At 42.0% G+C, this 21,074-nt stretch carries 23 protein-coding genes; 1 reads left to right on the top strand and 22 read right to left on the bottom strand.

Translation table 11 applies throughout. The features are described from left to right. Positions 1 to 13 precede the first annotated feature (13 nt). Together dapB and C6Y06_RS09495 are read right to left on the bottom strand one after the other, a co-directional pair. Entirely contained in the window at positions 14 to 817 is an 804-nt protein-coding gene (gene dapB, locus C6Y06_RS09490) for a 4-hydroxy-tetrahydrodipicolinate reductase (protein WP_060596733.1), read from the bottom strand. 5 nt (positions 818 to 822) lie between these two features. Further along, positions 823 to 1,158, bottom strand: a complete 336-nt coding sequence (locus C6Y06_RS09495; protein WP_003215805.1) for a nucleotide pyrophosphohydrolase — start codon at positions 1,156 to 1,158, stop codon at positions 823 to 825. Positions 1,159 to 1,295: 137 nt separating this feature from the next. On the opposite strand from C6Y06_RS09495, the gene C6Y06_RS09500 reads away from it, so the two are divergent. Further along, positions 1,296 to 2,168 carry a YitT family protein gene (locus tag C6Y06_RS09500; RefSeq protein WP_003215598.1) on the top strand — a complete coding sequence of 291 codons (873 nt, stop codon included), beginning with the start codon at positions 1,296 to 1,298 and terminating at the stop codon, positions 2,166 to 2,168. Between the two features lie 31 nt (positions 2,169 to 2,199). Here C6Y06_RS09500 and ypjB read toward each other — a convergent pair whose 3' ends face one another. The 20 genes from ypjB to aroC all read right to left on the bottom strand — a co-directional run bounded on the left by ypjB (position 2,200) and on the right by aroC (position 21,029). Further along, on the bottom strand, positions 2,200 to 3,003 hold the full coding sequence (gene ypjB / locus C6Y06_RS09505) for a sporulation protein YpjB (RefSeq protein WP_066030732.1): 804 nt from the start codon (positions 3,001 to 3,003) through the stop codon (positions 2,200 to 2,202). Positions 3,004 to 3,068: 65 nt separating this feature from the next. Further along, positions 3,069 to 3,662: a lipoprotein heptaprenylglyceryl N-acetyltransferase LhaT gene (gene lhaT / locus C6Y06_RS09510; RefSeq protein ID WP_106031059.1), complete on the bottom strand. Its 594-nt coding sequence runs from the start codon at positions 3,660 to 3,662 to the stop codon at positions 3,069 to 3,071. Positions 3,663 to 3,762: 100 nt separating this feature from the next. After that, positions 3,763 to 4,530 carry a menaquinol-cytochrome c reductase cytochrome b/c subunit gene (locus C6Y06_RS09515; protein ID WP_003215888.1) on the bottom strand — a complete coding sequence of 256 codons (768 nt, stop codon included), beginning with the start codon at positions 4,528 to 4,530 and terminating at the stop codon, positions 3,763 to 3,765. A 43-nt stretch (positions 4,531 to 4,573) separates the two neighbouring features. Then, the gene (gene qcrB / locus C6Y06_RS09520; protein WP_003215804.1) at positions 4,574 to 5,248 is read right to left on the bottom strand and encodes a menaquinol-cytochrome c reductase cytochrome b subunit; all 675 of its coding nucleotides are present in this window, start codon (positions 5,246 to 5,248) and stop codon (positions 4,574 to 4,576) included. A gap of 2 nt (positions 5,249 to 5,250) precedes the next feature. After that, on the bottom strand, positions 5,251 to 5,757 hold the full coding sequence (locus tag C6Y06_RS09525; protein ID WP_007500911.1) for a ubiquinol-cytochrome c reductase iron-sulfur subunit: 507 nt from the start codon (positions 5,755 to 5,757) through the stop codon (positions 5,251 to 5,253). A 144-nt stretch (positions 5,758 to 5,901) separates the two neighbouring features. Then, positions 5,902 to 6,348, bottom strand: coding sequence for a YpiF family protein (locus C6Y06_RS09530; protein WP_034661055.1), 447 nt, complete (start codon positions 6,346 to 6,348; stop codon positions 5,902 to 5,904). 61 nt (positions 6,349 to 6,409) lie between these two features. Then, positions 6,410 to 6,949 carry a ReoY family proteolytic degradation factor gene (locus tag C6Y06_RS09535; protein WP_008344562.1) on the bottom strand — a complete coding sequence of 180 codons (540 nt, stop codon included), beginning with the start codon at positions 6,947 to 6,949 and terminating at the stop codon, positions 6,410 to 6,412. Between the two features lie 75 nt (positions 6,950 to 7,024). Continuing rightward, complete coding sequence (locus C6Y06_RS09540; RefSeq protein ID WP_106036826.1) at positions 7,025 to 8,296, bottom strand: tetratricopeptide repeat protein; 1,272 nt, start codon at positions 8,294 to 8,296, stop codon at positions 7,025 to 7,027. Positions 8,297 to 8,586: 290 nt separating this feature from the next. Next, complete coding sequence (aroA, locus tag C6Y06_RS09545) at positions 8,587 to 9,873, bottom strand: 3-phosphoshikimate 1-carboxyvinyltransferase (RefSeq protein WP_060596737.1); 1,287 nt, start codon at positions 9,871 to 9,873, stop codon at positions 8,587 to 8,589. A gap of 10 nt (positions 9,874 to 9,883) precedes the next feature. Next, positions 9,884 to 10,999, bottom strand: a complete 1,116-nt coding sequence (locus tag C6Y06_RS09550) for a prephenate dehydrogenase (protein ID WP_060596839.1) — start codon at positions 10,997 to 10,999, stop codon at positions 9,884 to 9,886. Positions 11,000 to 11,114: 115 nt separating this feature from the next. Further along, positions 11,115 to 12,212: a histidinol-phosphate transaminase gene (gene hisC, locus C6Y06_RS09555; RefSeq protein ID WP_106037003.1), complete on the bottom strand. Its 1,098-nt coding sequence runs from the start codon at positions 12,210 to 12,212 to the stop codon at positions 11,115 to 11,117. Between the two features lie 10 nt (positions 12,213 to 12,222). Further along, positions 12,223 to 13,026: a tryptophan synthase subunit alpha gene (gene trpA / locus C6Y06_RS09560; protein WP_095285333.1), complete on the bottom strand. Its 804-nt coding sequence runs from the start codon at positions 13,024 to 13,026 to the stop codon at positions 12,223 to 12,225. Continuing rightward, positions 13,023 to 14,222: a tryptophan synthase subunit beta gene (gene trpB, locus C6Y06_RS09565; RefSeq protein ID WP_034661059.1), complete on the bottom strand. Its 1,200-nt coding sequence runs from the start codon at positions 14,220 to 14,222 to the stop codon at positions 13,023 to 13,025. Before trpB ends, trpA begins: the two co-directional genes overlap by 4 nt. Continuing rightward, entirely contained in the window at positions 14,203 to 14,862 is a 660-nt protein-coding gene (locus C6Y06_RS09570) for a phosphoribosylanthranilate isomerase (protein WP_106036827.1), read from the bottom strand. The genes trpB and C6Y06_RS09570 overlap by 20 nt, the downstream gene beginning before the upstream one ends. Before the next feature lie 5 nt (positions 14,863 to 14,867). Further along, on the bottom strand, positions 14,868 to 15,620 hold the full coding sequence (gene trpC / locus C6Y06_RS09575) for an indole-3-glycerol phosphate synthase TrpC (protein ID WP_106036828.1): 753 nt from the start codon (positions 15,618 to 15,620) through the stop codon (positions 14,868 to 14,870). After that, entirely contained in the window at positions 15,613 to 16,635 is a 1,023-nt protein-coding gene (trpD, locus tag C6Y06_RS09580; protein WP_060596742.1) for an anthranilate phosphoribosyltransferase, read from the bottom strand. The genes trpC and trpD overlap by 8 nt, the downstream gene beginning before the upstream one ends. Next, the gene (trpE, locus tag C6Y06_RS09585; protein WP_106036829.1) at positions 16,607 to 18,154 is read right to left on the bottom strand and encodes an anthranilate synthase component I; all 1,548 of its coding nucleotides are present in this window, start codon (positions 18,152 to 18,154) and stop codon (positions 16,607 to 16,609) included. Before trpE ends, trpD begins: the two co-directional genes overlap by 29 nt. 231 nt (positions 18,155 to 18,385) lie before the next feature. Then, positions 18,386 to 18,769, bottom strand: a complete 384-nt coding sequence (gene aroH / locus C6Y06_RS09590) for a chorismate mutase (RefSeq protein WP_034661065.1) — start codon at positions 18,767 to 18,769, stop codon at positions 18,386 to 18,388. Beyond that, on the bottom strand, positions 18,766 to 19,857 hold the full coding sequence (aroB, locus tag C6Y06_RS09595; RefSeq protein WP_060596744.1) for a 3-dehydroquinate synthase: 1,092 nt from the start codon (positions 19,855 to 19,857) through the stop codon (positions 18,766 to 18,768). Before aroB ends, aroH begins: the two co-directional genes overlap by 4 nt. Then, positions 19,857 to 21,029, bottom strand: coding sequence for a chorismate synthase (gene aroC, locus C6Y06_RS09600; protein WP_060596745.1), 1,173 nt, complete (start codon positions 21,027 to 21,029; stop codon positions 19,857 to 19,859). The genes aroB and aroC overlap by 1 nt, the downstream gene beginning before the upstream one ends. Positions 21,030 to 21,074: the final 45 nt, after the last annotated feature.

The raw sequence follows: 21,074 nt of genomic DNA on the forward strand, positions 1-21,074 counted from the left end.
AATCCACTCCTTATTAGTCGATGATATTTTCTAAACCATAGACAAGCTGATCAATGTGCATGACCTGTTCAACTGAAAGCTTCACACCTGACATAAATGATGCACGGTTATAAGAATCATGGCGAATGGTGAGCGTCTGTCCGTCCATTCCAAACAGTACTTCTTGATGTGCAATCATACCCGGAAGTCTTACGCTGTGCAGACGGATACCGTCATAATCTGCGCCTCGTGCACCTTCGATTAATTCTTTCTCTTCTGGATGTCCCTGCTTTTTGCTTTCTCTGACTTCTGCAATCATTTCAGCTGTTTTGAGCCCAGTACCGCTCGGAGCATCTAGTTTTTTATCATGGTGAAGCTCAATGATTTCAACGTCAGGAAAGTAATTCGCTGCCATTTTGGCAAACTTCATCATTAAGACCGCACCGACAGCAAAGTTTGGCGCAATAATACAGCCTATGCTCTTTTCTTCTGTTAATTGCTGTAGCTCTTTCAGATCAGCTTCAGAAAATCCAGTGGTTCCTACGACTGGACGGACGCCATGTTCAAGTGCCTTTTTTGTATGTACTTTCCCGATTTCTGGTGTCGTCAAATCAATTAATACATCAGGTGCTGTCTCTGAAAGACACACATCAATATCTGTATAAATTGGCGCCTCAGATGTCGTATGAATCACATCAGATAATTTTTTTCCTTCGTGCGCGTGATCAAGGGCTGCCACAAGCTCAAAATGGCTCGTTTCTTCTGCCAGCTTTACAGCCTCTATCCCCATTCTTCCTCTTGCTCCAGCGATTACTACTTTGATGGTTTGGTTCGTCATCGTCTCTACTTCCCTTCTTTTTTTGTCCAGCGGTCTTTGTCTCTTGTATTGAATTTATGCATCACACGATCGTGTGCTTCCTCTAGTGATATATCTAGTGAATTAGCGAGGCATGTTAACACAAACAAAACATCGCCAATTTCTTCTTCCATGCTTTTTTCTGTTTCCGTTGTTTTTTTCGGCTTTTCTCCATAGTAATGGTTAACCTCTCTTGCTAGCTCGCCTAATTCTTCTGTCAGACGGGCCATCATGGCAAGCGGGCTGAAATAGCCTTCTTTAAATTGTCCTATGTAATCATCTACTTCTTGCTGCACGTGACGCAGCGTTTTTTCATTCGTCATGAAGCTCATCCTCCTATCCATCTCTTACATGTTAGCGAAATCATAAATATTTGACAAATGTTTAAGACTCAGTTTGCTTGTTTCTCTCCCATACCATATAATATTATCGCTGTCTAAGCAAAAAAAGGAGTGGTCTCTTGCTAAAAGAAATTCGTCTTAAAAATATCGTATTTATTTTAATAGGATCTGCGATTTTTTCTTTCGGTCTTGTTCATTTTAATATGCAGAACAATTTGGCGGAAGGCGGATTTACAGGTATTACACTGCTTTTATATTTTCTATTCCACATTGATCCATCCATTTCAAACCTTGTCTTAAACATTCCGATCTTTTTTATCGGCTGGAAAATGCTCGGCAGAACCATGTTTACTTATACAATTGTAGGAACCGTCAGTCTTTCTGTCTTTCTTGCCATCTTCCAGCGCTTTCAAATACATATGCCTCTCCAGCACGATTTGGCGCTAGCCGCGCTCTTTGCTGGTGTGTTTATCGGAACAGGCCTCGGGATCATCTTTAAGTTCGGCGGTACAACCGGCGGCGTGGACATCATCGCAAGACTCATCAACAAGCATTATCAGGTGGCCATGGGACGAACAATGTTCATCTTCGACGCATGTGTCATTACGATTTCTCTTACTTATTTAAATTACAAAGAAGCCATGTATACACTCGTCGCAGTGTTTGTTGCCGCAAAGGTCATTGACTTCATGCAAGAAGGCGCTTACGCAGCCAAAGGCGCCATGATTATCTCTGAAAAAGATGACATCATTCAAAAGAAAATCACAGAGGAAATGGAGCGCGGTGTGACCATTTTAAAAGGGGTTGGTTCCTATACAAAACAGGAGCGCAACGTCCTTTATTGCGTCGTCCCGAAAAACGAGCTTGTCCATCTCAAAAGCGTCGTGACCTCAGTCGATCCTCATGCATTTGTATCTGTCAGTGACGTGCATGATGTGCTTGGTGAAGGCTTCACATTAGATGAACACAAAAAGCCGCTTAATCCGCATTAAAAAAAGAAGCCCAAAAATGGTGCTTCTTTTTTTATGATTTCGGATAATCAGCCTGACGCTTTTGCTTCTTCTCTTTTTCAGCACGGTATTTCCGAAACCCAACATACGTTAACGTTAATAAAATGATACTCCCTGTTGTTAAAATGACCCATAAAAGCGATGGATCAGCTTCATCTTGATCGACGTGAGCAAACACACTCGATAAATCCTCTTCGAGCTTCGTGAGACGCTCAAGCTTTGTCCCACTTGATGCTTTTAAAAATTCACCTTGCTCAATCACTTCCATATGCTGCTTAATCGTTTGCAGCTTTTCAGGCGAAATATCAATGGTTAAACTAGGGTATATCATATCGTATAAAGAAACCAGCTCATTCCAAGTTTCATAAAACGTCGTCGACTCCGGATCCTTCACTTCTTTTTTCAAAGTAGGAAAAGACCCCATAATGGGCTTCTCCAGCGAACCCCAAAGAGGCTCAGAGTCTGACTGGATCGCATCAAGCAGCATTCTAAACTGAGAGGCATAACGAAGCTTTTCGCGCTCATTCAATTCTTCCTGCGGCAGCCCTTTTATAATATCTTGATAGCCAAGTGTAATTTGCCGAATCTGCGTATTTGTCAGAGTACCACGCCAATTCTCAGCTTTAAATGTCTTTTCAACATACAATGCGACCTGTAACGCCTCATCATATTTAGCTTGTCTCGTTAATTGAAAGATTGAATCTGATAGTTCCGTTAATTCTTGCAGCACGTTAGCGGCTGTTTCCTCGCCTTTGGCAACAGATGGCTGTAATACGAGAAAAAATAATAGAATCATCGCGATTGGCTTTCGTTTCATGCAAGTCCCTCCTAGCCCTTCTCCATACAGCGTATGAAGAAAAGGACAAGGTTAGACCAATATTGTTAAGGGAGTTCAAGCTTGACCGATTTTTTCGATAGGACGAGATAATACGAAACAAGAAGAACGGCAATACTTAACCAAAACGTGACATAGCCGATCTCGTTTGAATAGGCAGACAGCATAGAATAACGCGGCATCATACCAAATACATAATCAATCACATCGTTATGTAAAATCCATATGCCGGCTATCACCAAATGACGCATTTTAAAACGATAATACGGTGCAAACAATACAGCTTGAACCGCCATCGCAAAGTGAGACCCAATCAGCATGTATCCTTCCCACGGAAAGTCATCAACAGATAAAAGCACAAAGATATTCATTCCTACAGCCCATAACCCGTACTTAATCAAGGTCACAAGGGCAAGTGCTTCAAAATAAGGAGCGTTTCGTTTCATCAAAAACGCAAGTAGTACAAATAAAAAGAAAAAGCTTGCCGTTGGGCTGTCTGGAACAAAAGCTAAAAAGATAGCCGGCGTCTCTACAAGCTGAGGAATATACCAATAGTAGCCGTACACAGTGCCAAGGAAATTGATCATCAGGACTAGCACAAGCATGTAGCGCGTGGCTAGCAGATATTGAATCCATCTCATACGTCTCTTCACTCACGATCTGTTAAAATCAGAAAAAAGCTGACAGCGCCAGCTTTTTCTCTTTTGAGTATATCCTTGTACTTGCATTTAAACAACTGAATTATTTAGATTTGACTTCAGATAAATATTTAGAAAGCTTTTCAAGTTCTTCATCGCTACCTTTAAAGATACCCTTAGGCATGTTGCCTTTTCCTTCAACAGCGATTTTAGCTATCTCCTCAGGTGCAAGACCGTTGTCAACAAGTGACGGTCCGGCTGCTCCGCCCTGCATGTTATCCCCGTGACAGGAGATACATGTCTGCTCCTGATAAATTTTATACTCTTCCGCTGAGGTATCAATCTCTGCTTCTTTCTTAATTTCACCTTGCTTCGCCGCTGCTTCCCAATCATGAGTAGCAACAGACTCCCACGTTAAATATGTTGCTGCGCCGACTGCAAGGATCATCATCCCCACTGCAACCGGTCTTCTATACGGTCTGCGTTCAGGACCAGAATCAAGAAATGGTGCGAGCAAAAGTGCACCAAACGCAATTCCAGGCATAATCATCGCGCCAACTACTGTATAGCCTCCTGCAGCAAATTCATATTTTAATAACTGGTACAAGAATAGGAAATACCAGTCTGGCAGCGGAATATAGCCGGTATCTGTTGGATCAGCCATCCGCTCAAGCGGAGGTGCATGAACAACAGTTAGGACAAGAAATCCAATTAAAAAAACGGCACCTACAAGCCATTCCTTTAAAAGAAAGTTCGGCCAAAAGGCTTCTGTTTTTCCCGGATATTCGGAATAGTCTTTAGGTATGTTAGGTTTTCTTTCTGCCGGAATTCTGGAGTCTCCGACAAACTTCATCCCTTTTCCCCTATGCAAAGTCATCCCCTCCTCATTGAACATTCATCAAACGCAACTTTTTTTATAGCGGTCCAGAAATTCCTTGCTTACGAATCATAATAAAGTGGGCAGCCATCAGCCCAAATAATGCCGCTGGCAAGAAAAAGACATGGATAGCGAAAAATCTCGTCAGCGTTTGTGCCCCTACAATGTCAGGATGACCTGCAAGCAGCGTTTTGATCTCTTTTCCAATGAATGGTGTGGCTTCTGCAATTTGAAGACCAACCTTCGTCGCAAATAGCGCCTTCATATCCCATGGCAAGAGATATCCTGTAAAACCAAGTCCAAGCATCACAAAGAAAATGAGCACACCAACAATCCAGTTCAGCTCTCTAGGCTTTTTATACGCCCCTTGGAAAAAGACCCTTAGCGTATGTAAAAACATCATGACAATGACTAGACTCGCACCCCAGTGGTGCATCCCTCTGACAATCTGACCAAATGCCACTTCATTTTGCAAATAATAGACAGATTCCCAGGCATTTTTAATATCCGGCACATAATACATCGTTAAAAACATGCCCGAAAGGACTTGAATGACTGTCACAAAAAACGTTAAACCGCCAAAACAGTACACAAAAGCGGAGAAATGATGTGCTGGATTGACATGCTCTGGCACCTCATGATCCGCAATATCTCTCCATATTGGTGTAATGTCTAGCCGCTCATCTACCCAATCATAAATCTTGTTAAGCATCGTTACCCTTCCCCTTTCGGCACAGCTTTTCCAAGATAGAGGTATCCGTCCTTCACTTGCTGCTTATAATGGTCAAGCGGTGCAAGCGGTGGAGTTCCGGGTACGTTTGTACCATCCTTGTCGTACAGCCCATAGTGGCATGGGCAGAAAAATTTGTTTGGATTTTTCGGATCACTGTTCCAGTTCACTGTACATCCTAAATGTTTACAGATTGGCGATAAAGCGACAATTTCATCCCCTTCTTTGTACACCCATGCTGACCTAGATTCCTTTGACTCATACCATGCATCTACTTGATCAATTTTAAAGTCAAAGCGCTTCGGTTCCTTCGTCAGTTCATCTACACTGACAACTTGAACCATATCCTGATCCTCTGTTCCTTTTAGCACAGGGTCAAGCGCAAAGCGAACCATAGGCATGAGCATTCCAGCGGCCATAAATCCCCCCACGCCGGTCAACGTGTAATTCAAAAATTGACGCCTGGACACTCCATGTCTCTTCTCGCTCATTTTTTTCTCCCCCCCTCAGGTCGTCAGCTACTTTATAACTGAATTAGAAAAAATTTCATAAAACTAGGACACCCTCATAATATATCAATCTATTCACAAGGTCAACAGCCTAAAAAGCTATGTACAATGCAAATGTAAGGGTTTTTATGAAGGGTTCCACTTTTGTAACAAAAAGTTCAAAATTTGTTCTACACTGTCTTGAACGATTTTTTGCTTTAATTCTACCTTTAAATGCTCGAGCGGAACCGGCTTTAACAAAAATAGCGCTTCACTAACCGCCGCATGCTCTTTCCATTGATGATCAGATGAGATCAACACGACATGCTGAAAATGATCTTCTAGCGACTGCTTCATCGTAAAGATGTCTTCTAGTTTTCGATCATTGATCTCTACATATGTATGTGGTGGAAAAAGAAAGACCCGCCCTTTCAGCTGCCTTTCAAGTTCCTCTGCTACAAGAATGGTAAACTCACCTAAAGATACAGTTTGTTTGATTTGATTCGCATCTATTCCAACTATTGGAATGATAGCGGTATCAATGTAATCTTTAGATTGCAAAAAGCGATCCGCATCCTCCGCTTGAAACTTCATCAATTTCCCCTCTTTCATGACATAAGCCCTGCCTGTATAGGGCAAGGCTTATTCGTTCAGTTTATGACAATAGGCTTAATTCTTTTGCTAACTTATTAAATGTTTCTTGATCATGACGGTCAAGTGCCTCATCTATCTCTTTCATAAGCCGTTCTTTTTGGAACGTTGCGATCGAGTGTTCAAGCACTTTCTCCGCAAGATCCTTATCTTTTTCGTTCTCATAAAGATCCTTTGGAATATGAGGATTTGTTTCAAGCACAGCTGCATATTCCGGCGAACGATAAGCAGAACGGAAATTCAATTGAATAAACAAATCTTGCTGTTTATTCAAACGAATATCATGAAATGACTTTTCAGCATCTGTCGTCATGATGTTTTCTTTATAAAATCTAAAGGGAACTTCATCCACACAGTGTGTTGACATAATGATTCCCCTTGGGCAAAATTCTGCTTGCTCTACAAAATGAACCTTTTCCATCAAAGAGTCGTGACTCATTAAATAATTTAATATCCAAACACACTCTCTTCGTTTTAGCTGATAATGGTTTAAAAACCACCGGATGAATTCCTTCTTTTCATTGACAGAAACAGGGGTCTGCATGTTATTCCCTCCTCTATCGTAAATTAAATTGCTATACATGAATTATTCAACAAACCAGTTCTTCATTCCTGCAAACTATAAGGAAATTTCGTCTTCAATTCTTAAAATCGTTTCTTCGATTTCTTCATTCGTGCCATCTTTCTGAAGAACTTTGCGTAATAGCGGCAATGCTTCTTTTTGTCTGCCTTCTTCTAAAAGGAACGAAGCGTATTCATATAAAAAGTCACGCTCCTCATCAAAATCAGGCAGAGCCAGCTTGAAGTAATCGGCTGCTTCTTTGTATTCCTCTCGTCCAACAGAAGCAGATGCAGCATACCAATTCCATTTTGGATCATCTTCCCCAAAGCTTTTAACCTCTTTAATGACATCCAGGATTTCATCAAAAAGCTCTTCATTTAAATAGATCGCGAGCAATGTTTGAACCGCTTCAATATATCCCGGATCAAGAGCAAGTGCTTCTTGAAGCAGCTTTTTCGCATCTTCTGAATCCCCATTTTTCAAGTCAATCTTTGCACCATATAAATATAATTCTTTGTTATACTCATCAATTTTAATACCCTCTTTTACTACCTCTAAAGCCTCCTGATATAGTCCTTCTTCCTCATAACTTTTCGCTAAAGGCATATAAAGAGACGAATAAGACGGATCAATATCTTTTAGTTCTGAAAGCTGCTGAATGGCTGTTTTCGTTCTGCCGGCCCTCATCGCTGTAAATCCGTAGCCAAAAAGTGTATTCGGGTCTGTTTGATCTTTTACTGCCTTTTCGTACCATTCAAGCGCATCTTCAAATTCTCCAGCGGTGCTGAGTGATTCAGCGAGTCTCTGGTAAACATTGACGCCGCCAACCTCATGTTGTTGATCTGCGACTTTGTAGAAATAGTCGGCGGCTTTCTTTGAAAGACCTTGTGAAAAATACAATTCACCTAACGCAAAATCAATGATGGCTTCATCTGGAAGCAGTTCTTTCGCTTTTAAGAGCTTTTGTTCACTGACTTCAAATAGTCCTTGCATTTGATACAAATCTGCCATTAACAATAAACTCTCTGGATACGCATCATCATCTTCAGGAATCGTCTCTAATACCGAAATCGCCTTTTCTTCTTCATCAGAGTCAATCAGTAGCTCTGCATAAAAACATGTTAACCCTGTTTCCTCTGGATATAAATCATGTAAATCACTGATGAGATTCCGCGCTTTATCGATATCTCCCCAATCATAATATAACTGAGCTGCCTGCGCCTTTTCTTCATCATGCAAATGATTTTCTGCCTGAGCAAGTGTTTGGAGTCCTTTTTCAGTCTCACCCGCCTCAACTAATTTTATGGCTTCTTGTAATGAACTATTCAAATCAAACCGTTCCTTTCTGTTTCCAAAAACCTAAACTATTGTTACTTCATATCATAATCGACAGGTACTCATCCAGCAAATATGTTGCTCTTTTAAAATGAACCCATTTTTTTGTTTTAAAGACTGTTTTTCATTTCATCCTTTACGAAACGGAAGTTTTGTAAACTGCAAGCACCTGAAATTCATTTTTTTATCGGATAAAATGATTTTTTTCCAGGTTTCATCTTGAGACAAGCTATGCTATATTTCTTACAAATATGCATAAGGAAAGAAAAAGCCTGAGGACATCCTCAGACTGTTTTGGTTAAGTATTCAATGTGTTCAAAGAAATTCGGGTATGATACACGAACAGCATCTGTATCTTCAATCTCAACAGCTTGCTTTGTGATGCAAGCAGCAACCCCCAGCATCATACCGATTCGGTGATCTCCGTAGCTTGACACGATAGCGCCGCCTTTAAGTGTGGTTTTACCATGAATCTTCATACCATCATCAGTTGCTTCAATTTCAGCACCGAGTTTTTTAAGTTCTGACACGACGGTATCAATTCGATTGGTCTCTTTTACTTTTAACTCAGCAGCATCTTTAATAATCGTTGTTCCTTCTGCTTGTGTCGCTAGAAGCGCTATAATCGGGATTTCGTCGATGAGTCTTGAAATCATGTCACCAGAAATTTCAATTCCTTTTAATGAAGAGGTTGAAATCGTTAAATCACCATACGGTTCTCCGTCTTTTGCATCTACTTCTTTGATCTCAAGATTCGCACCCATTTGTTTCAGTACATCGATAATACCCGTTCTTGTTTTGTTTAGCCCGACATTTTTTAACACAATCCGGCTGTTAGGAACAATAGATCCAGCAACAAGGAAAAATGCAGCTGAAGAGATGTCTCCAGGAACAAATATATCTGTTGCTTTTAATGTTTGACCGCCTTCAATGGAAACACTTTGTTCATCTTCGTCTAGTTTTACACCAAACATAGAGAGCATTCTTTCTGTATGATCTCTTGATTTATGCGGTTCAGTTAATGTTGTTGTTCCCTCTGCTTGAAGCCCCGCTAAAAGGACAGCGGACTTAATTTGGGCACTTGCCACCGGAGATTCATATGAGATACCTTTTAAATGACCGCCACGAATAGACAGTGGCGTATACTCGCCGTTTGCTCTGCCATCTATTTTCGCTCCCAGTTGTTTAAGTGGACCTGTTACTCGTTGCATTGGTCTTTTAGCAATACTCTCATCACCGATCAGTGTACTGTGAAACTCACAACCAGCTAATATTCCCATCATTAATCGAATGGTTGTACCAGAATTCCCAACATCGAGGACGTCAGACGGCTCCTTGAGCTCTTTCAGTCCCTTACCGTGGATCACAACATCTGTCCCTTTTTGTTCAATTTCAACGCCCATCTTTCTAAAGCAATCAATCGTACTTAAACAATCGGCTCCAGGAAGAAAGTTTTTCACCACTGTAGTCCCATCAGCAATTGCACCAAACATCACTGATCTATGAGAAATGGATTTATCCCCTGGAATATGAATGACTCCATTCATAGGAGCATTTTTATGAATTTTCATGTTTGTCACCTCAGTCAGCATAAAATGTATCGTAATTCGCTCTATTTTTTATACAGATCTCTGCACGCTTACGGTCGTCATCTGTTTGAAAACTAATGCGCAAAATCCCATTAATGTCTTCTCGCGTTTCAATAATACGGATATTCGTAATACTGATGTTTTCATTTGCTAAATGCCCTGTAATCTCCGAAATGACCCCAGGGTGATCTGGAACATCCACATAAAGGTCATAAAAAGCAGGAATGGCACCTTTTTTCCTAAGAGGAAGTCCATCGCGATATTCCTTTGCCTCTTGAAAATAAGAGAACAAGCCTTCAGCGTCTTCTTGCTGTACAAAGGTCTCAATGCGGTCGATCTCTTTTTTCCATTCATGGAACCGGTCTAAAATCTTGTTTTTGTTGTGCAGAAGGATATCTCGCCACATTGCAGGATTGCTTGAAGCAATACGTGTAATGTCACGAAAGCCTCCAGCAGCAAACCGTTTGACAAGTGGGAATTGTTCTTCAAAATGATGTGCTTGATGCACAAGGCTGGCTGCAACAATATGAGGGAAATGACTAATCACACTTGTTACACCATCATGTTCTTCTGGAGTCATCTCAATGAAATGAGCATTTGTCCCCTTTAACAAGTCCTTCAAACGATCAACAGCCTGGCGATTTGTTTCCTTTGCCGGCGTTAAAATGTAGAATGCATTTTCAAATAAAAAGTCTTTCGCTGCAATGACTCCTGACTTATGAGAGCCTGCCATCGGATGTCCACCAATAAATTGGTAGTGCTTAGGAAGCGTTTTTTCAGCAAAATGGACGACCTTTTGCTTTGTGCTGCCAACATCGGTAATTGTGAGCTCTCTCTCAATTCCAGAGTTTGCAATCTCACGAAGCATCTTGACTGTTTGCTGAACTGGTGTTGCCAATATAATAGTCGCAGATTCATCCAAACCTGCCGCAAATGAATCAGCTGCTAAATCAATGATACCCAACTTTGTTGCCGCAACCATTTGTTCTTTGGACACATCGTATCCTACAATTTTTTTATGGGGATACTCTTTTTTAATCGACAGTGCGATGGAACCTCCAATTAAGCCAAGTCCAGCGATTAATATTGTTTCGTTTGCATCATTCATGTTCATCACCTGTTTTTTCACGAAAATTAAAAAAGCCATTTCAACAGCTTATATGTATATGAGGTTGGTACAATGAAAGCCATATCCTGCCTTAGGATATGACTTTATGGTTATGCTACGCACGAATGCCTTGCATTAAATCGGCAAGTGTACTTAGAATTTCTGCATTTTGCTCCATTGTTCCGACCGTAATACGTAAAGAAGTCAGAAAACCAAGTGCTTTACCAGAACGAACAATGTAGCCTTTTTTCAATAATGCATTGAATAATTCATCTGCATCTCTCTTAAAATCAATCAGCACGAAGTTTGTTTGAGACGGATAAATAAAAAGTCCAAAACGGTCAGCAAATTCTTGATATTGCTTGAGACCTGCTTCATTTTTCTGTCTGCAAGATTGAATGAAATCCTGATCTTTTATCGCTGCACGTGCAGCTGCCTGAGCGATACGACTCGTATTAAACGGCTCTCTCGCTGGTTCAATCGCAGTAATCAACTCTTCTGACGCAATGCCATAGCCTACTCGAAGTGCAGCCAGTCCATACGCTTTTGAAAACGTTCGGAGTACGATGACATTTTGATAGGAATGTAATAAAGATAAGCTGTTCGGAAAGTCTTCCGCACGAACGTATTCGACATATGCTTCATCTAGTACAACAAGCACATGAGCTGGTACTTGGTCTAAAAACGCCACAAGCTCAGATTCTGACAAATGATTTCCCGTCGGGTTATTCGGGTTGCATACCCAGACGACCTTCGTGTTCTCATCAATCGCATCCAGCATGCCCTTCAGATCGTGAGCTCCTCCGTCTAAAAGCGGCACCTCTCGAATCTCTGCCTGCTCAATGACGGCATTGTGACGGTATTGCGGAAAAGATGGAGCTGGGATGACGGTATTTGTATGTTGGTCAAGGAATGCCCTAGCAATAATTTGCACAAGTTCATCTGAGCCATTCCCGAATATTAATTGTTTTTCATTTACTTGAAGAAACTCAGCAAGCTCCGTTCTTAAACTTGCGCTGTATCCATCTGGATAGATCGCTAAATGTTCGAGCTCAGCTTGTATCGCCTCTCTTGCATGTAAGGAACATCCAAAAGGGTTTTCATTTGAAGCCAATTTCACAATCTTGTCTAATTGATATTCTTTTTTGACCTCTTCAATTGGTTTCCCAGGCTGATACGGTTTTAGTTGTTTTAATTGATCTTTGATTTGCAAAAGTTTCACCTCATTTGAATGAATAGAGGGGACTAAATGTTTTTGCATAGGTTTCAAATTCTCTTAAAGCTTCTTGACGTGTATCACTTGCTAACAATTGATCTTGAAGTTCTTCAATTTTTTTCACAAGTGCACTGCCTACAACGACACCGTCACTCAGTTTATTCATTGAGTCTACCTGCTCTCTTGTTGAGATGCCAAAACCGACCGCAACCGGTATGTGACTCAGCTGTTTCACTTGTTGAATAAAATCAGTAATCGATTCGTCAAAGGTTTGTCTGACACCTGTTACACCAAGAGATGAAACACAATACACAAAACCTTCTGCCTGCTCTACAATGTTTACTAATCGTTCCTTGCTGGTTGGTGCAACGAGCGAAATATATGAAATGTCATAAGTTTGACAGTTCTTTTGCAGCTCACTGCTCTCTTCAAACGGCAAGTCGGGTGTTAAGAGTCCCGAAATATGATTTTTGCGCAGTAAAGCGAAAAAGTATTCTGTGTCTAATTGTAACACAGGATTATAATACGTAAATAGAATTACAGGAATTTTTACACCATTTTTTTTCATCTTCCCTGCTAATTCTATCGCTTTTACGATATTCATGCCATGATTTAGAGCTCTTTTGGAGGCTCTTTGAATGACAGGACCGTCCGCTAGCGGGTCGGAATAAGGGACACCTAGTTCAATCGCATGTGCACCGGCTGCTTGAAGGGACACAGCTAAATCAATCGTGACTTCTTCTGACGGATCTCCTGCCGTGATAAATGGGATGAATAACTTCTCGCCTTGCTCTAATTGAAATGTGATCATTTGGTTTTGCCCTCACTTTCAAGCACATTCATTAATGTATGCACATCCTTATCTCCTCTTCCTGACAGGCAGACAAGGACGATTTCATCTTCATTCATCGTCCTGCTCATCTCAAACGCCTTGGCTAAAGCATGTGCTGATTCAATCGCTGGCAGGATTCCTTCCTTTTCCGTCAGCAGCTTTAGCGCATCCAGTGCTTCTTGATCTGTAGCACTCACATATTGAACCCGGCCGCTCGCATGTAAATATGCGTGCTCTGGCCCGATCCCAGGATAATCTAAACCAGCTGAAATGGAATAGGGCTCAATAATTTGGCCAAATTCGTCTTGGATTAAATATGTCAAAGATCCATGAATGACCCCTTTTGTCCCCTTCGTAATGGTTGCTGCATGAAGCGGCGTATCGATTCCTTTTCCAGCGGCTTCTACACCAATAATATCAATCTCTTCATCTAAAAACGCTCGGTACATTCCAATGGCATTACTTCCGCCGCCGACACAAGCAATGACTTTATGTGGGAGCCTGCCTTCTTTTTTAAGTATCTGCTCTTTTGCTTCATCACCAATCATCCGTTGGAACTCACTGACGATTTGGGGATACGGGTGAGGTCCTACAACTGAGCCGATCATATAGAAATGATCACTGCAGTGCTGGACCCAGTAACGAATCGCTTCGTTGGTTGCATCTTTTAATGTGCCGTTCCCGCTTGTGACAGGTATAACCTCAGCGCCAAGGAGCTTCATTCGGAATACATTGAGTGATTGTCTTTCCACATCCTCTTTTCCCATAAATACTGTGCAGGATAATCCAAATTTTGCGGCCACCGTTGCAGCTGCTACTCCGTGCTGTCCTGCGCCTGTTTCCGCAATGATGTTCGATTTCCCCATTTTTTTTGCGAGCAGGGCCTGCCCAAGTGCATTGTTGATTTTATGAGCGCCTGTATGGTTTAAATCTTCTCTTTTTAAATAGATTTTTGCGCCGCCGAGGTATGCTGACAATTGATCAGCATATGTCAGCGCAGTCGGTCTGCCTGAATAGTTTTGCAAAAGGGAAAGATACTCTTGCTCAAAAGCAGGGTCTTCTTTTAATTCGTTAAATGCTTGTTCGATTTCTTCGAGCGGCTGCATGAGCGTCTCAGGAACAAATTTCCCTCCAAATTCTCCATATCTGCCAAGCTCATTTGGATATGCGTACATCGTTTAACATCCTTTCTTCGAGCGCTTTGATCTTAGCGCTGCTTTTATTCCCGTTTTCTTCTATGCCGCTTGAAAGATCGATCGCTTTTGGGCCATAGGCAAGCAGCTCTGGCAGCGTTTCTGGTGTTATTCCGCCTGCAATGATACATGTTTTCTCCAGTCGTTTTGCCTGCTGAATGTATACAGGTACCGCTTCCCATGTAAAAGCTGTGCCAGAACCACCTCTCATCCCTTTTACTTTCGCATCAATGAGGAAGCCATCGACAAACGGCGCAAATGCCGTCATTTTATCGAGTGTTTCTTTTACATCGGGCTCGTGGTGAAAGACTTTCCACACAATCGCTCCTGTTTGTTGTTTTATTTCTTTTGCATCCTCTCGTGTTTCATCTCCATGCAGCTGCACGATATCTAAAGGAATATGCTTTGTGATGTCACACACTTTTTGGATGTTTTCATTTACAAATACACCCGTAATCTCTTTCTCACACTGCGACTCGGTGAGCCATTGTTTCACTTGTTCTGGATCGACTTGTCTTTTACTTGGAGCAAAAATAAACCCGATCGCATCTGCTTGAGATTGCGCAATGCATTCTACATCTTCTAGTGAGACCGCTCCGCAATATTTTAAAAAAGGCTTCATCGTGATCATTCACCAAACAACGTCTGGACGGCTTTTTCTTGTGAGGGTTTTCTCATTAATGATTCACCTACAAGGACAGCACTCGCTCCATGTTTTTTAACAAAGGTCAGATCATCAAATGTCTGAATACCGCTTTCACTTACTAGTAAGACATCCTTTGGAACAAGTGGTGCAATCTCTTTTGTTTGCTCAACTGTTGTTTTAAATGTTTTTAAATTTCGGTTATTCACGCCAATGATTTCAGGGGTGAATAGGTTTAAGATTTGTTCCAGTGTATCTGCTGCATGAACTTCGACAAGAATATCTAGTCCTTTTTCCTTCGCTTCAACATAGAGTTCATGCAGCTGTTTCGGTTCAAGCACTTCTCCAATTAATAAAATGGCATCTGCACCGATACGTCTTGACTCTTCTACCTGTATGGAATCGATGATAAAGTCTTTTCTTAAAATTGGACGTCCGACGTGTTCTTTAATTAAGGAAAGATACTCGTTCTTCCCTTGAAAAAATGGTTCATCTGTTAAGACTGATAAGCAATCAGCATTCGATTTTTCGTATGCTTTTGCTGTTTGCAGAGGATCAAAATTCGGCTGAATGATTCCTTTGGAAGGAGATGCCTTTTTCACCTCAGCAATGAGCCCAATCGAACGGTGAGGATTCATCAGTGCTTCTTTAAATGATCGTCTTTCATAGTGTCCATCATCAGGTAACTCCAACGTTTGGATATGTTCTTTTTTGCGTGCAATGATTTGATTAAGCATAGATCTCTTCCTCTTTCGTTTTTTGTCTTAAACGAGCCAATTGTTCTTTGGCTGCTCCGTTTTTTATCGTTTCTAATGCTTTTAATGTTCCTGCCATGAGGCTTTCAGACTTGCCTGCGATATATAAAGCCGCTCCGGCATTCAGAGCTGTAATATGAAGCGGCGCCCCTTCTGTTTGATGATTCAATATATTCTGAATCAATTTTGCGCTCTCTTCCGGTGATTGGACCTGAATATCTGATAAGTATCCTTTTTCCAGTCCAAAGTCTTCTGGGTTTAGCGTATATTCTGTCATGGCACCTTTTTTGAGTTCAATCACATATGAATTTGCTGTAATCGTTAATTCATCCAGCCCGTCTTCCCCGCATACAAACAAGACATGCTCTGGCTCTAATGGGGCAAGGGCTTCCGCCATTAATTTCGCCTTTTCCTTTGCATACACACCGATGATTTGCTTTTTGGCTTGCATCGGGTGGCAAAGCGGTCCTAATAGATTAAATACCGTCCGGAAGCCAAGCTGCTTACGGACTGCTGCTACTTGTTTCATAGATGAATGGTACAGTGGTGCAAATAAAAAGCCCATGTTTTTGTCTTGTATTTGTCTTCTCGTTTCTTCTGGAGTGGATTGAATGTGAATGCCAAGACACTCTAGCACGTCGGCACTTCCGCTTTTAGAAGAGACTGAACGATTTCCGTGTTTTGCGATTTTAGCACCAGCGGCGGAAGCCACAATGGCAGCTGCAGTTGATATATTAAATGTAGAGAGTCCATCGCCTCCTGTACCGCATGTGTCAACGACATCGAGCGATCTTTCCGCTGGTGCTGCCTTTTGCCGCATGGCCCTCACGAAGCCTGTCATTTCTTCAGCGGTTTCTCCTCTGTGCGCTAAAATCGATAGACTTGCAGCGACTTCAGCATCTGTTAAAGATCCGCTCATCATATCATGCATTAGCCTATGGGCTTCATTTTCTGATAGGAAGCCTCCGTTAACAAGAGCTGAAAGTCGCTGATTCATCCTGCACACTCTCCTTTTCTGAGAAAATATGTTCAGCAAGCTGAATGGCCTTCAGAAGCGCTCCTGCCTTGTTACAAGTCTCTTCCCATTCATTTTCTGGAACAGAATCTGCGACAATGCCAGCGCCTGCTTGTATGGAAGCGGTCTGATCTTTGATGCTCATGGTGCGAATGGTAATACAAGAGTCGATATTGCCGTCGAACCCAATATAGGCAATACAGCCGCCATACGTTTCCCTTGGCTCAGGCTCCATTTCATTTAATAATTGCATCGCTCTTATTTTCGGTGCCCCTGTTAATGTGCCTGCAGGAAAAGCGGACATGAGCGCATCGACTGGGTGTGTATCCTGCTTTAGCTTCCCTGTCACAATGGAGATGATGTGCATGACATGTGAAAAGTTCACAACTTTTGTAAAGGTCGGTACAGACACACTGCCGTATTCTGCTACGCGGCCGACATCATTTCTGGCTAGATCTACTAACATGTAATGTTCTGCTTTTTCTTTCTCATCCTCTAACAGCTCTCTTGCAAGCGCAGCGTCCTCTTCTTTTGTTTTTCCTCGTTTTCTTGTGCCTGCAATGGGGTGAATTTCTAAGTGCCCATTTTTGGCATGGATTAATCGTTCTGGCGAGCTTCCGACTAAATCGCGGTCTTTTAATTTCATAAAATACATGTATGGAGATGGATTCACAATGCGAAGCACGCGGTATAATTCAAATGAACTCACTGACACTGGGATATCAAAGCGTTGTGAGAGGACGCCTTGAAAAATATCACCTGCTCGAATGTATTCTTTGATTTTTTCTACGTCCTTTAAAAATTGCGCTTTTTCATAGGTTGACGTCACATGTTCAAAGGACGGTGATTCGTTCATATTCCCTGATAAAATCAGTTCTTTCATATCAATCTTTGTATGGAGCTTGTGAATCATCTGTTCAAGCCGCTTTTGATTTTCTTTATAAGCTTGTATTTTTTCGTCTTCTGTTTCATTTCCGGTCAGCTGGGTGTATTGGATAAAATGAACATGATTAGTTTCATGATCAAAGGCAATCATCGTTTGGCAGACAAATAGAGTACAATTGTCTGTCGTTGATGCGCTTAGGTGTGGCCTGACAGAAGGTTCAATACTTGGAATAAGATCGTAACTTAAGTACCCAACTGCCCCGCCTGTAAATGGGATGTCAACATCTGGTGTCTTGATTTGGTATTGCTCTTTCATCCAGTCTAGTAAGTCTTTCAGTTCTTGCTTTTTCATGACTTCCTGCCCTGCAGCGTCACGTGCAATATATTGGTTTTGGTCATCGTGTAAGGTTAAAAAAGGATGTAATCCGATGAAGGAATATCTCGACCAGCTAGAAGACTCGTCTCTGCTTTCTAGCAGATACACAATATCTTGCTTGAGTTTTTCGACAATTTGAATCGGTGAGAGCGTATCAACTGTAATGGTTTCAACAATCGGGATTGTTTTGTGGGACTCGCTGTCCCTTAAAAATTGGGTCAGGTTTGATTGGGAATTCATAAGCACACTCCTTAAATGGGATTAAGGAGAATGAGGGGACATATAGAGGGTTTGTATGAGTATACGAAATAAGCCTAAAAGAGGGTTGCTCTTTTAGGCAGTATGATGAAATAGACGTATCGTATCTCTGCTCAACTCTACTCATCTCAACTACCCTAGTCTCATTCTCATCTTCTCTAAGCTTGCAATGCCGTTTACACCTGTGTGTAAACTTCGGCTGTTCATATCGTATTATAATTCCTTGTTTTTTGTCAACTGTAAATCAGGGCGAAGCGTCACAGCTTCTTCCAAGTACACATGCTGCACATCTTCCTGCTTTGTGTCTGTTTGGACCGTCATTAAAACGCGAATGCAATGCTTTAGACCGCCTTGAATGTCCAGCTCCTGCATACAAGTAACAGGCACATACGTCCATCCTTCAAACTGACGAAGGGCTTTTGCCGGAAAAACGGAGTGAATATCTTGTGTAGCTGAAATTAAGATCTGCACGACACGTTCTGGATCTACTTGATTTCTTGAAATAATCGCTTCTAGCAGCTGTTTCGTTTTGTTTAACACTTCTGTTTCTGTATCTTCTGTCACAGTTGTAGCCCCACGTATCCCGCGAAACATCATAGACATCCCTCCTCCCGTTTCCATTCTTCGAGCCAGTGATGCAGCTCATCTTTTGTGAAAGACTGCAAGACAGCGTCTCCAACCTGTTTTAATAAAACAAATTGAACGGTTCCGCCTCTTGCCTTTTTATCACCAATCATTCGGTCAACAAATGTTTTCGTGGAAATGTTTTGAGTGACTTGTACCGGGAATCCGAGTTCTTTCATCCAATTTTTTAGTTCCATCCGATTGAGGCTGAGTCCCAGCTTCTTTTCGCTCACATATAGCGCAAACTGCATGCCGATTGCAATAGCATCTCCGTGCGTGATAACGCCGTATCCATACTCTGCTTCAATGGCGTGCCCAAGTGTATGACCTAAATTCAAAAATGCACGCACGCCTTGTTCTCTTTCGTCTTTTTGAACAATCGACGCTTTGACTTGAATCCCTTGATACAGCATATGTGCCAGCTCGCTCTTTGAACATTCCGCCAAAGAACGAATGGACATCAGTTCTGATAAAAAGTCTTCACTTGAAATGAGGGCATGTTTGATGACCTCAGCAAAGCCTGACCTCATTTCAATTTGAGATAGTGTCTCAAGCATACTCGTATCATAGATCACAGCTTTCGGCTGATGAAATGCACCGATTAAATTTTTACCGAGCGGGTGGTTAATCCCTGTTTTCCCGCCAACTGCACTGTCATGTGCCAGCAGCGTCGTCGGCACTTGAATAAAATCAATGCCTCTCATATAACTAGCAGCAACAAAGCCAGCCAAATCCCCAATTACGCCTCCTCCCAGCGCAATGATGCACGAGGAGCGATCCAGCTGAAACTGAATGGCCTTCGTATGAATATGCTCAAACTCAGCAAAAGATTTCGACTGCTCTCCGCTTGGCACAACCACTTTATGCACAGACCACTTCTGCTTAAGTAATCGAACCATTTCATCACCGTAAATGGCATCAACAGCTGTATCTGTAACGATTAGGAGCTTCGTATAGGAATGCCCCGTGGAAGTCATCAAGTCGACGATATTGCGTTTAATCCCATCACCGATGTATACAGGATAAGTGGCTGAAGACGTCTTAACTTCCAGTGTTTTCATTAAAATTCCCTCTGAAGCTGGCGCATTTTTTCAACATTTTCTTTAATGCGGTCGATTTGATCAAGACCAAACTGCTCAACAACAGCATTGGCAATTTCCCAAGCCACGACTGCTTCTGCGACAACACTTGCGGCAGGAACAGCACAGCTGTCAGAACGTTCAATACTTGCGGAGAAAGGTTCTTTTGTTTCAATGTCAACGCTTTGAAGCGGTTTATAAAGCGTTGGGATTGGTTTCATGACCCCTCTTACGACAATTGGCATACCAGTTGACATTCCGCCTTCAAGACCGCCTAAGCGATTTGTTTTTCTCGTATAGCCTTTTTCTTCATCCCAGATGATTTCATCATGGACCTCACTGCCATTTTTAGAAGCCGCCTCGAAGCCGATACCGAATTCAACCCCTTTAAAAGCGTTGATACTCAGAACAGCACCTGCAAGCTTGCTGTCTAATTTGCGGTCATAGTGAACATAGCTTCCGACTCCAACCGGCATTCCTTCAACGATAACTTCAACAATTCCGCCAATTGAATCACCGTTTTTCTTCGCTTCATCAATGGCATCCATCATTTTTTGACCTGCTTCACTGTCGTAGCAGCGAACAGGCGACTCTTCCGTTACCTTTTGCAAATCTTCAATCGATTTATATGTCGTATGAGCTGCTTTCACTCCGCCAATTTCAAGAACGTGGCCAGCTACCTTGATTCCTAGATGAGCCAAGATTTGTTTGGCGACTGCGCCTGCTGCTACGCGAACGGTTGTCTCGCGGGCTGATGAACGCTCTAATACGTTTCGCATATCACGATGTCCATATTTAATCGCACCATTTAAATCCGCATGTCCTGGTCTAGGGCGTGAAATTTGACGCTTCATTTCACTCTCTTCTTCTTCTGTGATCGGCTCTGCCCCCATCACCTTTGTCCAATGCTTCCAGTCGTTGTTTTCAACGACAAGTGCAATAGGAGAACCTAATGTTTTCCCGTGGCGAACACCACTTAACACTTTCGCTTGGTCTTTTTCAATCTGCATTCTTCGCCCGCGGCCGTGACCTTTTTGTCTTCTAGCCAATTCATAATTGATGTCATCCTGCTCTATGTAAAGTCCCGCTGGAACGCCTTCAATAATTGTGGTCAATTGTGGACCATGTGATTCACCTGCTGTTAAGTATCTCATGACTTGATCTCCCTTCATCGCATTAACGCTTTTAAGTAAAACTAT

The sequence above is a fragment of the Bacillus sp. MZGC1 genome (genome assembly GCF_002998605.1).
Taxonomy (GTDB): Bacteria; Bacillota; Bacilli; order Bacillales; family Bacillaceae; genus Bacillus.